This is a genomic window from Pseudomonas caspiana (assembly GCF_040224095.2).
In the GTDB taxonomy this organism is placed as follows: domain Bacteria; phylum Pseudomonadota; class Gammaproteobacteria; order Pseudomonadales; family Pseudomonadaceae; genus Aquipseudomonas; species Aquipseudomonas caspiana.
On the sequence record NZ_CP167995.1, the window covers coordinates 709,306 to 722,812 of the forward strand.

The following is a 13,507-nucleotide window of genomic DNA, read 5'->3' on the forward strand; positions in this document are numbered from 1 at the left end:
GGCCTGAGGAGAGAAGTGCATGACGCAAGTCACGGTGAAACAACTGGCCGATGAGGTCAAAACACCGGTAGAGCGCCTGTTGCAGCAGATGCGTGAGGCAGGTCTGCCGCACACCGCCGCCGAAGAAAAAGTGACTGAAAGTGAGAAGCAATCGTTGCTGACTCACTTGAAAAGCAGCCACAAGGCGAAAGTGGAAGAACCACGCAAGATCACGCTGCAGCGTAAAACCACCAGCACCCTGCGTGTTGCTGGCAGCAAAAGCATCAGCGTTGAAGTACGCAAGAAGAAAGTATTCGTGCAGCGCAGCCCGGAAGAAATCGAGGCCGAGCGCAAGCGCGAGCTTGATGAACGTCGCGCCGTAGAAAATGCTGCACGTCAAAAGGCTGAAGAAGAAGCCAAGCGCCGCGCCGAAGAAGAAGCGCGTAATCAGCCTTCAGCTCCTGCCGCCGTTGCTTCTGAAGCAGCAGCGCCAGCGCCGGTTGCCGAACCTGTTCAGGAAGCACCTGTTGCTGCCCCTGCTCCAGCTCCGGTTGCTGAAGTACGCAAGCGTGACGAACAGCGTCGTCCGGACAAACCGCGTAGCGATGATCGCAACGCTCGTGGTGGTGACGGCGATCGCAAGAACGCTCCGCATCGCGCCTCTGTTAAAGAGAAAGCTCCAGCGCCACGCGTTGCTCCGCGTACCACTGATGAAGAAAGCGATGGCTTCCGTCGTGGTGGTCGTGGCAAGGCCAAGCTGAAGAAGCGTAATGCTCACGGTTTCCAGAGCCCTACCGGCCCTGTGGTTCGTGACGTGAAAATCGGTGAGACCATCACTGTCGGCGACCTGGCACAACAAATGTCGGTCAAGGCAGCTGAGATCATCAAGTTCATGTTCAAGCTGGGCACTCCGGCCACCATCAACCAGGTTCTGGATCAGGAAACTGCTCAACTGGTTGCTGAAGAGCTGGGCCATAAAGTGACCCTGGTCAGCGACACTGCTCTGGAAGACTCCCTGGCAGAATCGTTGAAGTTCGAAGGTGAAACGTTCTCCCGTGCTCCGGTTGTGACCGTAATGGGCCACGTTGACCACGGTAAGACTTCCCTGCTCGACTACATCCGTCGTGCCAAGGTTGCTGCTGGCGAAGCCGGTGGCATTACTCAGCACATCGGTGCTTACCACGTTGAAACCGAACGCGGCATGGTTACCTTCCTCGATACCCCGGGTCACGCCGCGTTTACCGCAATGCGTGCTCGTGGTGCCAAGGCGACTGACATCGTGATTCTGGTCGTTGCTGCTGACGACGGCGTGATGCCACAGACCATCGAAGCCGTGCAACACGCCAAGGCTGCCGGTGTTCCACTGGTTGTCGCAGTGAACAAGATCGACAAGCCGGGTGCTGACCTGGACCGCATCCGCAGTGAACTGTCGGTTCACGGCGTGACCTCCGAAGAGTGGGGCGGTGAAACGCCGTTCGTTTCGGTCTCCGCGAAAATGGGTACCGGTGTTGACGACCTGCTCGAAGCAGTTCTGTTGCAGGCTGAAGTCCTGGAACTGACTGCAACACCTTCGGCTCCTGGCCGTGGTGTTGTTGTTGAGTCGCGTCTCGACAAGGGCCGTGGTCCGGTCGCTACTGTTCTGGTTCAAGACGGTACGCTGCGTCAGGGCGACATGGTGCTGGTTGGTTCGAACTATGGCCGCGTTCGCGCCATGCTCGACGAGAACGGCAAGCCAATCAAGGAAGCAGGTCCAGCCATTCCGGTCGAGATTCTCGGCCTGGACGGTACACCGGACGCTGGTGACGAGATGAGCGTAGTTGCCGACGAGAAGAAAGCCCGTGAAGTGGCTCTGTTCCGTCAAGGCAAGTTCCGCGAAGTCAAACTCGCCCGTGCTCACGCTGGCAAGCTGGAGAACATCTTCGAGAACATGGGTCAGGAAGAGAAGAAGACGCTTAACATCGTCCTCAAATCCGACGTCCGTGGTTCTCTGGAAGCTCTGCAGGGCGCATTGAACGGCCTGGGTAACGACGAAGTGCAAGTGCGCGTAGTCGGCGGCGGTGTCGGTGGTATCACCGAGAGCGACGCTAACCTGGCGCTGGCTTCCAACGCTGTACTGTTCGGCTTCAACGTGCGTGCCGATGCAGGCGCTCGCAAGATCGTCGAGCAGGAAGGTCTGGATATGCGTTACTACAACGTGATCTACGACATCATCGAAGACGTCAAGAAAGCCCTTACCGGCATGCTTGGCAGTGACGTTCGGGAAAATATCCTGGGTGTTGCTGAAGTCCGTGATGTGTTCCGTTCGCCGAAGTTTGGTGCGATCGCTGGTTGCATGGTTATCGAAGGTGTTGTCTTCCGTAACCGTCCGATTCGCGTACTGCGTGAAGACATCGTTATCTTCGAAGGCGAGCTGGAATCCCTGCGTCGCTTCAAGGATGACGCTTCCGAAGTTCGTGCCGGCATGGAATGCGGTATTGGCGTCAAGAGCTACAACGACGTCAAAGTCGGTGACAAGATCGAAGTCTTCGAGAAGGTCCAAGTGGCTCGCAGCCTCTAAGTCGCGAGCTATAGGAGCCATGGCAGGTCTTCGCATGCAAATGCCGCAGACCCTGTCATGGGCTCAACACGCAACGCCCGGTCCGACATCTGTCAGGCCGGGCGTTTGCCGCTTTCAGACCGCGAGGGTTTCGCCCCCGGTCAGTATCAGGTAGCAAAACCATGGCAAAAGAATATAGCCGTACCCAACGCATTGGCGATCAGATGCAGCGTGAGCTTGCTCAACTGATCCGTCGCGAAATCAAGGACCCGCGTGTCGGTCTGGTCACCATCACCGCTGTTGATGTCAGTCGTGATGTGGGTCATGCCAAGATCTTCATGACCGTCATGGGTCAGGACAGTGCCGAAGAAATCTCGCAGACCATCAAAGTGCTGAACTCCGCTGCGGGCTTCCTGCGTATGCAACTGGCCCGTGAAATGAAGCTGCGCAGCGTGCCTCAGTTGCACTTCCACTATGACGAAAGCGTCGTCCGTGGTGCGCACCTGTCGGCACTGATCGAGCGTGCTGTCGCCGAAGACGGGCAGCATGCCGGTGACGCGCCGCAAAGCACCAAGCCAGAAAGCAACGAGGAATAAGGCGTGGCTCAGGTCAAGCGCATTCGTCGTAACGTCAGCGGGATCATCCTGCTCGACAAACCGCTAGGCTTCACTTCCAACGCTGCCTTGCAGAAGGTGCGTTGGTTGCTCAATGCCGAGAAAGCTGGTCACACTGGCAGCCTCGATCCGTTGGCCAGCGGCGTACTGCCGTTGTGCTTTGGTGAGGCCACGAAGTTCTCGCAATACCTGCTCGATTCAGACAAGTCCTACGAAACTTTGGCGCAGCTGGGTAAAACCACGACTACCGGCGATGCCGAAGGTGAGGTTTTACAGACGCGTCCTGTGACCGTTGGTCGTGCCGATATCGAGGCGGTTTTGCCTGAATTTCGCGGTGAAATCAGTCAGATACCTCCGATGTACTCCGCGCTCAAGCGTGACGGGCAGCCGCTCTACAAGCTCGCCCGTGCCGGGGAAGTAGTGGAGCGTGAACCGCGTTCTGTTACTATTGCGCGCCTGGAATTGCTCGAAAGTGATGCAGACACTGCGCGCTTCTCGGTCGATTGCAGCAAAGGTACATATATACGTACCTTGGTTGAAGACATTGGTGAGAAACTGGGATGCGGTGCTTATGTCGCGCAACTGCGTCGTACACAGGCCGGACCTTTCAGCTTGACCCAGACGGTCACCCTGGAAGAGTTGGAGCAGGTGCACGCCGACGGCGGTAATGAAGCGGTTGATCGCTTCCTGATGCCATCGGACAGCGGTTTGCAGGACTGGCCGTTATTGCAGTTTTCGGAACACAGTTCGTTTTACTGGTTGCATGGTCAGCCAGTAAGAGCACCGGATGCGCCGCAGTTCGGCATGGTTCGGGTGCAGGATCACAATGGTCGCTTCATCGGTATCGGTGAAGTGAGCGAGGACGGGCGGATCGCGCCACGTCGTTTGATTCGGTCAGAATGACCGAACCTCGGGTCATGTGAATGATCCGGGAGAGGATGGCTGTTAACAGGCACGGTCATTCCTCATCTTTTAATACAAGGGTTTGCCCTTGGCCTGTTGAAACCGCTCTTCGGAACGGTTTCCTGATAAAAGGATTGCCCACATGGCACTCAGCGTTGAAGAAAAAGCTCAGATCGTAACCGACTACCAGCAAGCTGTTGGTGACACTGGTTCGCCAGAAGTGCAAGTTGCACTGCTGACCGCCAACATCAACAAACTGCAAGGCCACTTCAAGGCCAACGGTAAAGATCACCACTCGCGTCGTGGTCTGATCCGTATGGTAAACCAGCGTCGCAAGCTGCTGGATTACCTGAAAGGTAAGGACGTTAGCCGTTACAGCGCCCTGATCGGTCGTCTGGGTCTGCGTCGCTAATAACGACTCAGATAGAGGTTGGTTGTCTGCCGTCGTCTTACCGGTTATTTCGGTAAGGCTGGCAGGCTCCCAGCCTCTAGTTGTATCTGGACAGTCGTGGGGCCGATTCCCCGCACCGCCCAAGAATTCGCAAGAAACCAGTTCCCCAAGAGCCACAAAGAAGGTAGGAAACCGTGAACCCGGTAATCAAGAAATTTCAATTCGGTCAATCGACCGTAACCCTCGAGACTGGCCGTATTGCCCGTCAAGCTTCTGGTGCTGTATTGGTCACCGTTGACGATGACGTCACCGTACTTGTGACTGTGGTCGGCGCCAAGACAGCAGACCCAAGCAAAGGCTTCTTCCCTCTTTCCGTGCACTACCAGGAAAAAACCTACGCTGCAGGTAAAATCCCTGGTGGCTTCTTCAAGCGTGAAGGCCGTCCTTCCGAAAAAGAGACCCTGACTTCGCGCCTGATCGACCGTCCGATCCGTCCGCTGTTCCCAGAAGGCTTCATGAACGAAGTGCAGGTTGTCTGCACCGTCGTTTCCACCAGCAAGAAAACCGATCCGGACATCGCTGCGATGATCGGTACTTCGGCTGCCCTGGCTATCTCCGGCATTCCTTTCGACGGCCCGATTGGCGCTGCTCGCGTTGCTTTCCACGAAAGCACCGGTTACCTGCTGAACCCGACTTATGAGCAACTGAAGGCTTCGAGCCTGGACATGGTCGTAGCCGGTACCGAAGAAGCCGTTCTGATGGTTGAATCGGAAGCCAAAGAGCTGACCGAAGACCAGATGCTGGGCGCTGTACTGTTCGCCCACGACGAATTCCAGTCGGTGATCAAGGCTGTCAAAGAACTCGCCGCCGAAGCTGCCAAGCCTACTTGGGCCTGGGAAGCCAAGCCAGAAGCCACTGCGCTGCTGGGCGCTATCCGTGCCGAATTCGGCGACGCGATCTCGCAGGCTTACACCATCACTGTCAAAGCTGACCGCTATGCGCGTCTGGGCGAGCTGAAAGATCAGATCGTTGCCAAACTGGCCGTTGAAGAAGGCAGCCCCTCTGCCAGCGAAGTCAAAGCGGCTTTCGGCGAAATCGAATACCGCACCGTTCGCGAAAACATCGTTAACGGCAAGCCACGTATCGATGGTCGCGACACTCGCACTGTGCGTCCGCTGAACATCGAAGTCGGCGTTCTGCCGAAGACTCACGGTTCGGCTCTGTTCACCCGTGGCGAAACCCAGGCACTGGTTGTTGCCACTCTGGGTACCGCACGTGATGCGCAGCTGCTCGACACCCTCGAAGGCGAGAAAAAAGACCCGTTCATGCTGCACTACAACTTCCCTCCGTTCTCGGTGGGCGAGTGTGGTCGTATGGGCGGCGCTGGTCGTCGTGAAATCGGTCACGGCCGTCTGGCTCGTCGTTCGGTTCAGGCCATGCTGCCTGCTGCTGACGTGTTCCCGTACACCATCCGTATCGTTTCGGAAATCACCGAGTCCAACGGTTCCAGCTCCATGGCTTCCGTTTGCGGTGCTTCCCTGGCACTGATGGACGCTGGTGTACCGATGAAGGCTCCTGTTGCCGGTATCGCCATGGGTCTGGTTAAAGAAGGCGAGAAGTTCGCCATCCTGACCGACATCCTGGGTGACGAAGACCACCTGGGTGACATGGACTTCAAAGTAGCGGGTACCGCCAAAGGTGTTACCGCGCTGCAGATGGACATCAAGATCAAAGGCATCACCGAAGAAATCATGGAAATCGCTCTGGGCCAAGCCCTTGAAGCGCGCCTGAACATCCTCGGCCAGATGAACCAGATCATTGGTCAGTCGCGTACCGAACTGTCGGAAAACGCTCCGACCATGATCGCGATGAAAATCGACACCGACAAAATCCGTGATGTTATCGGTAAAGGCGGCGCGACCATCCGTGCGATCTGTGAAGAGACCAAAGCTTCGATCGACATCGAAGACGACGGCTCGATCAAGATCTTCGGCGAAACCAAGGAAGCAGCTGAGGCAGCACGTCAGCGCGTTCTGGGTATCACCGCTGAGGCTGAGATCGGTAAGATCTACGTCGGTAAGGTTGAGCGTATCGTCGACTTCGGCGCATTCGTCAACATCCTGCCTGGCAAGGACGGCCTGGTTCACATCTCCATGCTGAGCGACGCTCGCGTTGAGAAAGTGACTGACATCCTGAAAGAAGGCGAGGAAGTCGAAGTGCTGGTGCTGGACGTCGACAACCGTGGCCGTATCAAGCTGTCGATCAAAGACGTTGCTGCTGCGAAAGCATCGGGCGTCTGATCTGTCGATCAGTAAGCTTTGAAAAAAGGATCCTTCGGGATCCTTTTTTTATGTGTGTAATTAAGTAGTTACGGAACTTTGTTGCTAAGTGGGTAAAGCATGCATCTTGCACGCGAAAGTATTACCCAGCGGGCAATCTGCACGATTCTGAAAATTACAAAATATACTAACTTGTTGATTTATATAGATATATTTCTTACCGATAAACTGGCACACCGTTTGCGATATATACCAGTAACCCTGCTGCCACTTGCTGGCGCAGTTTCTGAGAAAAACAGGAGTTACTCGTATGAAGAAGTTCGCTATTGCTGCTGCCACCGCTACTGCACTGACTCTGACTATGGCCAACGCTGCCTTCGCTCAGACTTCCGCTACCCCAATGGTTGTAGCTGCTAACACTACTACTCAAGAAGTGAAACAAGACACTTCTGATACCTGGATCACCACCAAGGTTAAAGCTGATCTGCTGACCGAAAAAGGCATCCCAGGTTCGGACATCAAGGTAGAAACCAAGAACGGCGTGGTTTCCCTGTCCTCCGAGGTTAAAGTAACCGAAACTCAAAAAACTACAGCTGTTGCCATCGCCAAGAAAATCAAAGGCGTTAAAGGCGTTACCGCTGAAGCTCTGAAAGCTGAGTAATCAGACATTCATCGCTGAACGAGTAAAGGGATTGGCGGGTAACCTGGATGGGTAACCGCTGATTCTGGAAAGGTTCATGCGAAGGACCACAAGGATGTGGTCATTAAAAGCCCCGGCGGAAACGTCGGGGCTTTTTCTATTGGTGTGGCCCTACTCGACGTGGGACCGGCTTTAGCCGGGAAGGCAGCATTCAGAGTGATACAAATGCGACGGCTGTGCGGGCCTCTTCCCGGCTAAAGCCGGTCCCACGTCTGAACGCGGTATTCCCTAATTCCCCCGCTTGCTGTCGATCCTTACCAGTCGACCGCCCTCAAAGCGCAGGTATTGATACATGCCGTGGTCTGGTCCGTAGATCCACTCTTCTATTCTCACCTGCTCAGACTGGCGATAATTGCCGCTGAAGGTCTCCTTGGAGCCAATAACTTCCTGGCTCACCGGTGCGCCGCACTTTTGCTGTACTTCAAATGCACGATCACCGGCGCTGATGAGCTGGCTCCCGCAGCGCAAGGTCGAAGCCTCAGCAGAAGCGCAAACCGCAAGCAAGGCGAAGCATGAAATCAAATAGGTGCGCATAGTTACTCACTGTCCAGATGCAATGGGCTGATCACGCCGCCGTCTTTCTCTGCCTGACCCAGCCTGGCATCGACAAAGTAGACGCGCTCGTCTTCGAGCTTGCCCTTATCTACCAGATAATCCTTGACGCTGCTGGCTCGGTTCTGCCCCAGTTCGCGCAAGAGTACTTCGTTGCCGCTCCAGAACTGAATAATCTCGGCGCGCATCTTGTTCGAGCGCTCTTCCTTACCCAGATCCGCCCATTGTGCTGCCGGCTGTTTTTTCAGGCGAGCACGATATATACCTTCCAGCATTGGCGCTTTTTCGCTGTCAGGCACATCAACCATGGCCGCCCTGGCCGGGACCTTGTCGCCGCGTCGCTGGAGGATCTTGTAGTAGGTGTACTGGTATTCGCGTTCCAGCCGCTGCTGGGCGAGGAATGGGCCATCGCTGCTCGCTGCGCTGGTGCCTTCAATCTCAAGACGCAGGGTAGGGCGTTCCTTGAGGGCTGCTGCGAGTTTATCCAGTGCTTTCTGAGTGTCCGGGCTCAAGTCGGTGGCACCTGGCGCAAACCTGACGCTGCTCAGGTCCTCAGAGCCTCCACCGCTGACCAGCCCACCAATGAACTTGAATGGCGCAGCGGCGGCACGGACCACCAGATTACGCAGGGTCTGCCAGACAATCGGCATGACGCTGAACTGCGGGTTGTTCAAATCCCCTGAGACCGGCAACTCAATGGATATCTTCCCGTTCGTGTCCTTGAGCAGGGCGACTGCCAGCTTGAGTGGAAGATCCACTGCGTCAGGGCTATCCACTTTCTCACCCAGTTCCAACTGCTCGACCACAACCTTGTTTTCAGCCTGCAGTTGGCCTTTGGTGATCTTGTAATGCAGGTCCAGATTGAGGCGGCCCTTACGAATGCGATACCCGGCAAACTTGCCCGAGTACGGCGTGAGCGTGGTCAGCTCCACCCGTTTGAAGCTGGTGGCGATGTCCAGCGCCGACATCGGATCGAAAGGGTTCAAGCTGCCTTTGATGGTCACCGGCGCATAGCGATCGACCTTGCCATTGACGTTAACCGTGGCGGGATTGGACTGGCGATTATCCAGCGTGCCAATACGACCGTTGAGTTGCTGAATGGCTGTTGCGAAGTTCGGTGTCAGGCTGAAGTCCGCGAAGTTGGCTGAGCCGTCATTAATATTCACTTCGCCGATCCGAATGCCCAGCGGTTTTTCCTTGCTGGCTGACGCGCTGGTCTTGGCGGCCGGTGTCTTATCCGCCGGTTGCGGGATCAGCAGGTCATCGATGTTGGTCGTCCGGTCATTGTTAATCATGAAGCGGGCGTAAGGCTGCTCCAGATTGACCTTGGCGATATTCAGCGCGTTACCATGCTCATAGTTGAGGCCTTCCAGCGTCAGCTTTTGCCACTTGAGGAAGTCGCGTTTTTTCAGCGTATCCAGCGTGTGCAACTGCTCGACCTGCGCTTTGCCGTTGATGCTGAAGGCCAGTGGCTCAGTGCTTTTGAGATCGACGGCCAGATCGCTGCCCAGCATGCCGCTGCGCAGTTCCAGTTGAATGAACGGGCTGATGTAGGCCTGAGCAACACGCAGGTCGATATCTTTAGTGGCGACCTGCAGTTTTGCGCTGACCGGATTCAGATTGACGTCACCTGCGGCGGTAATCTTGCCTTGCTTACCCACGCCGGTATCGAGCTTCAGGGTAAACGGTGATTTGTTCAGGCTATCGAAGTTCTGCAGGTCCAGATTCAACGGGCCGAGATCCAGTGCTACCGGCTCTTTCTGGCTGCGGTCTGCAAGGTGAACCTGATAATCACGCAGTTGCACGTCTTTGAGCAGTACCTGCCATGGCTTGGAGGCTTCAGCAGGTTTGGCGGCTGGGGATTGTACGTCCGCTGTAGCGGGTGCAGGTGCGGCCTTGTCGTCCACCGCTGGTTTCGGCGCAGGTGTAGCGGCGGGTTTAGCCGCAGGTTTGGCAGGCTGACTGGCAAACAGCTTTTGCCAGTCCAACTGACCATCAGCCTCCAGCGCTGCCCAGGTTTCTAGCTTGGTGCTGCGAATCTTGCCGACAGTGACCAGTTGTTTGGCCAGGTCGATTGAGCTGTCGGTGACGTCCAGACGCTGCAAGCGTGCCAGCGGACGCCCGTCGGGAGCGTCAATGGCGAACGGCGCAATGCTGAGCGCGGTGTTTGTCAGTTTGAGTTCGGTTTCTTTCGAAAGATTGAGCGAATAGGCGGTGCTGAAATTGAGCAGGCCGTCTTTCAACACCAATGGCACCGCATCACGCACATAAGGCCACCAGACCTTCATCTTGCCGTCGGTAACTTTCAGTGTGCCTTCAGAGGTAATCGGCACCAGACTGATGCGTCCGACCCAGTCGATCTGCCCACCTTCGGGGCCCGCAGCAACCAGGGTCATGTCCGCGTTGTCTTCGGGCAGTGTGCTGAGGTTTTTTAGCTCAAGGTTTAGCTTGTCGTAAAGAAACTCGATCGGTTCGCTGGGCCGCAGGTCCTGAAAATGCACGTAGCCTTCAGCCAGCTTGATCTCATCGATACGCAGCGGGAAAGGCTTGCTGGCGGGTTCATCAGGGACTGCTGGTTCGCTCGGCGGCAAATTGAACAGTTGAGTCAGGTTCAGGGTGCCGTCCTTGCCGAACAACAGTTCTGTCTTGGGCTTGACCAGCTCAACGGCCTGCAAGTGCAGGGCTTGAGTCCACAGGCTGTCGATCTGCAGATTGGTGTAGAGCTTTTCGAAACCGACTTGCTCTTTGCCCGGTACGCCGACATTCAGACCCCATAACGTCAGCTCGAGGCTGTAAGGATTGAACTCAATACGCTCTAGACGTGCCGGGACTGTGGAATAGGTGGCCAGTTGTTGGTTGGCAATGCGCAAACCAACTCCGGGCAAAATCAGAAAGCCCAGAGCGCTATAGAGTCCGAAGACGACCAGTAAGGTGCCAATCGTGCGTATCAATCCTTTGGACATGTGAGGCGTCGTCTCTCTTTATCGGACTTTATGGGAGCTCCTTGGAGTATGGCATGCCAATCTGGTTCCGAAGGCACTGCCTCTCCATGTCGTAGGATATTTCCCTAAACTCCGTAAGGTAATCAGAGTTGCAAGATCAGGGTCTTCAGCGGCGGCTGATTGTCCATTGAAGGGAAGTCAGCAGCTGGCTGCAGGACCTGCCAATCGCGGACCGGGCGGCCACTCTTGGTGGCGCATCGCAATACCTGCTCGCGCCAATCCTCCATGCTGACTTTTGCCAGATTGTTGCAGCAGATCAGTACGCCATTCTCGGCGGTCGTCAGTAGCGCTGGCTTGAGCAGGCTTTGATAGTCGCGCAGCAGGTCTACCGTTCCGAAAGCGCTTTTCGCCCACGCGGGCGGGTCGAGCAGGACGAGGTCGTACTGGCGCTGTTCGAGTTTCACGTAATCGGGCAGTTTTTGACCGCGTCGCTGCGTGATGGGCAAGCCAGCCAATTGGCGTATCGCCGGAAAGTAATCGGACTGAATGAAAGACATACCGGGTAGTTGCGGATTAAGTGCGCCGTTTTCGCGACCGACTGCCAGGTTGCCTTCGGCGAAGTCCAGGTTACATACCTCGCTGGCACCGCCCGCTGCTGCACTCAGGCCAACCCCGCAGGTGTAAGCAAACAGGTTGAGCACGCTCTTGCCTTGGCTGTGTTGTTTGACCCAACCCCGTGTATTGCGAAGGTCCAGAAACAGCAACGGATCCTGCCCGGCATGTCGCCCACGCACGCGGTAATTGAGGCCCCATTCGTGGCCGATCAGGTCTTCAAGCGCTGCGGGTTCGGCTTTGTAGACCGCGTCTTCGCGGTCAATCCGTGAGTTGCCTTGGGAGCGATCGTTGTAAACCAGCAACAAATCCAGACCCAGTCGGGTATTCACGGCAGTGTGCAGCTCAAGCAAAGTGTCGCGCTCAAGGCGAGTATGAAAGCTTTGCACCAGCAATTGTGGGCCGTAACGGTCGATGGTCAGGCCGCTGGCGCCTTCCTGGCTGCCGTGGAACAGCCGATAACAATCCGTGCCTTGCTGATGCAGCTCGGCGAGCAAAGGTTGGCGGTTATCGAGGGCGACGCTGAGCGCCTGAATCAAGGAGGACATGCAAAGCGCCTTGGCTGGATGTAGGCGCGGCAGTTTATCAGGTAAGGCCTGATTTCAGGTTGTGAATACAATCCTTGTGGGAGCGGGGCTTGCCCGCGATGCATATGTCGCAATTCGAAGGCAGACCGACTTATCGTTTATCGTCGGAATGCCGCCCAGACCAAGCTCTGCTCCCACAATTTGTATTTCAATTCAGCTTTCGATTATCGCGCCAACGCCAGCGCTACGCCCTGTCCGCCACCGATACACAGCGTCGCGAGGCCTTTTTTGGCGTCGCGTTTGATCATCTCGTGGAGCAGAGTGACCAGTACACGGCAGCCTGATGCACCAATCGGATGACCCAACGCGATAGCGCCGCCGTTGACGTTGACCTTGGCCATGTCCCAACCCAGTTCCTTGCCGACTGACAGCGCTTGCGCGGCGAAGGCTTCGTTGGCTTCGATCAGCTCCAGTTGCTCAATCGACCAACCGGCTTTGTCGAGACAGCGACGGGTCGCGCTGACCGGGCCGATGCCCATGATCGCCGGGTCTACACCCGCATTGGCGTAGGCGGCGATTCGCGCCAGTACCGGCAGGCCCAACGCTGCAGCCCTGGACGCACTCATCAGGATCACCGCGGCTGCGCCATCGTTGAGCGAAGACGCATTACCAGCCGTTACCGAGCCGTCTTTCTTGAAGGCAGGTTTGAGCTTGCCCAGGGTTTCAGCGGTGGTGCCTGCGCGTGGTTGCTCGTCTGTTGCAAAGGCAACCGGGTCGCCTTTGCGCTGGGGAATCAGAATCGGTGTGATCTCGTCGACGAAGCGCCCACCTTCAATTGCGGCCACAGCTTTCTGCTGAGAAGACGCGGCGAAGGCATCTTGGGCTTCGCGGCTGATTTCGTACTTGTCGGCCAGGTTCTCAGCAGTGATGCCCATGTGATAGTCATTGAATGCATCCCACAAACCATCGCTGATCATGGTGTCCACCAGCGTGCTGTGGCCCATGCGCAGACCGGTTCGAGCACCGGGCATGACGTAGTTGGACAGGCTCATGTTTTCCTGACCGCCGGCAATGATCACTTCGGCATCGCCGCAGCGGATCGCCTGGGTCGCCAGATGCAGAGCTTTGAGGCCCGAGCCGCAGACTTTATTAAGAGTCATTGCCGGAACGGCAAATGGCAGGCCCGCTTTGATCGCCGCCTGGCGCGCCGGGTTCTGCCCCGCGCCCGCAGTGAGCACCTGACCCATGATGACTTCATCGACCTGTGCGCCATCCAGCCCGGTCTGCGTCATAAGCTGGCGGATAACCGCTGCGCCCAGATCGACTGCGGATACATTCGCCAGTGAACCCTGGAAACTCCCGACAGCGGTACGAGTGGCGGCAACGATAACGACGTCTTGCATGGCGCGGATCCTCATTCTTATTGGGTTTTACGTCAGGCCAGAGCAGACGGCCTGATTCGTTGTGATCAG

General features: G+C 56.4%; 10 protein-coding genes. 6 read left to right on the forward strand and 4 right to left on the reverse strand.

Features of this window, described 5'->3' with window-relative positions:
- Window positions 1-19 precede the first annotated feature (19 nt).
- From infB to ABRP31_RS03270, 6 genes are all read left to right on the forward strand, one after another.
- Window positions 20-2,536, forward strand: coding sequence for a translation initiation factor IF-2 (gene infB / locus ABRP31_RS03245; protein ID WP_087266485.1), 2,517 nt, complete (start codon window positions 20-22; stop codon window positions 2,534-2,536).
- Between the two features lie 161 nt (window positions 2,537-2,697).
- The gene (gene rbfA / locus ABRP31_RS03250) at window positions 2,698-3,111 is read left to right on the forward strand and encodes a 30S ribosome-binding factor RbfA (RefSeq protein WP_087266483.1); all 414 of its coding nucleotides are present in this window, start codon (window positions 2,698-2,700) and stop codon (window positions 3,109-3,111) included.
- A gap of 3 nt (window positions 3,112-3,114) precedes the next feature.
- Entirely contained in the window at window positions 3,115-4,032 is a 918-nt protein-coding gene (truB, locus tag ABRP31_RS03255; RefSeq protein WP_087266481.1) for a tRNA pseudouridine(55) synthase TruB, read from the forward strand.
- A gap of 142 nt (window positions 4,033-4,174) precedes the next feature.
- On the forward strand, window positions 4,175-4,444 hold the full coding sequence (gene rpsO, locus ABRP31_RS03260; protein ID WP_002555121.1) for a 30S ribosomal protein S15: 270 nt from the start codon (window positions 4,175-4,177) through the stop codon (window positions 4,442-4,444).
- Between the two features lie 173 nt (window positions 4,445-4,617).
- Entirely contained in the window at window positions 4,618-6,723 is a 2,106-nt protein-coding gene (gene pnp / locus ABRP31_RS03265) for a polyribonucleotide nucleotidyltransferase (RefSeq protein WP_087266479.1), read from the forward strand.
- A 289-nt stretch (window positions 6,724-7,012) separates the two neighbouring features.
- Entirely contained in the window at window positions 7,013-7,363 is a 351-nt protein-coding gene (locus ABRP31_RS03270; protein ID WP_087266477.1) for a BON domain-containing protein, read from the forward strand.
- A gap of 267 nt (window positions 7,364-7,630) precedes the next feature.
- Here ABRP31_RS03270 and ABRP31_RS03275 read toward each other — a convergent pair whose 3' ends face one another.
- The 4 genes from ABRP31_RS03275 to ABRP31_RS03290 all read right to left on the reverse strand — a co-directional run bounded on the left by ABRP31_RS03275 (window position 7,631) and on the right by ABRP31_RS03290 (window position 13,438).
- Complete coding sequence (locus ABRP31_RS03275; RefSeq protein ID WP_349971362.1) at window positions 7,631-7,936, reverse strand: DUF2845 domain-containing protein; 306 nt, start codon at window positions 7,934-7,936, stop codon at window positions 7,631-7,633.
- Window positions 7,937-7,938: 2 nt separating this feature from the next.
- Window positions 7,939-10,917 carry a DUF748 domain-containing protein gene (locus tag ABRP31_RS03280; RefSeq protein WP_349971361.1) on the reverse strand — a complete coding sequence of 993 codons (2,979 nt, stop codon included), beginning with the start codon at window positions 10,915-10,917 and terminating at the stop codon, window positions 7,939-7,941.
- Window positions 10,918-11,039: 122 nt separating this feature from the next.
- Window positions 11,040-12,056, reverse strand: coding sequence for a class I SAM-dependent methyltransferase (locus tag ABRP31_RS03285; RefSeq protein WP_349971360.1), 1,017 nt, complete (start codon window positions 12,054-12,056; stop codon window positions 11,040-11,042).
- A 203-nt stretch (window positions 12,057-12,259) separates the two neighbouring features.
- On the reverse strand, window positions 12,260-13,438 hold the full coding sequence (locus ABRP31_RS03290) for an acetyl-CoA C-acetyltransferase (RefSeq protein WP_349971359.1): 1,179 nt from the start codon (window positions 13,436-13,438) through the stop codon (window positions 12,260-12,262).
- Between the last annotated feature and the right edge of the window lie 69 nt (window positions 13,439-13,507).

What these genes read in the sequence shown, in the direction of transcription:
- infB (WP_087266485.1), top strand. Translation starts at nt 20, where the DNA reads ATGACGCAAGTCACGGTGAAACAACTGGCCGATGAGGTCAAAACACCG.
- rbfA (WP_087266483.1), top strand. Translation starts at nt 2,698, where the DNA reads ATGGCAAAAGAATATAGCCGTACCCAACGCATTGGCGATCAGATGCAG.
- rpsO (WP_002555121.1), top strand. Translation starts at nt 4,175, where the DNA reads ATGGCACTCAGCGTTGAAGAAAAAGCTCAGATCGTAACCGACTACCAG.
- ABRP31_RS03270 (WP_087266477.1), top strand. Translation starts at nt 7,013, where the DNA reads ATGAAGAAGTTCGCTATTGCTGCTGCCACCGCTACTGCACTGACTCTG.
- ABRP31_RS03275 (WP_349971362.1), bottom strand. Translation starts at nt 7,936, where the DNA reads ATGCGCACCTATTTGATTTCATGCTTCGCCTTGCTTGCGGTTTGCGCT.
- ABRP31_RS03280 (WP_349971361.1), bottom strand. Translation starts at nt 10,917, where the DNA reads ATGTCCAAAGGATTGATACGCACGATTGGCACCTTACTGGTCGTCTTC.
- ABRP31_RS03285 (WP_349971360.1), bottom strand. Translation starts at nt 12,056, where the DNA reads ATGTCCTCCTTGATTCAGGCGCTCAGCGTCGCCCTCGATAACCGCCAA.
- ABRP31_RS03290 (WP_349971359.1), bottom strand. Translation starts at nt 13,438, where the DNA reads ATGCAAGACGTCGTTATCGTTGCCGCCACTCGTACCGCTGTCGGGAGT.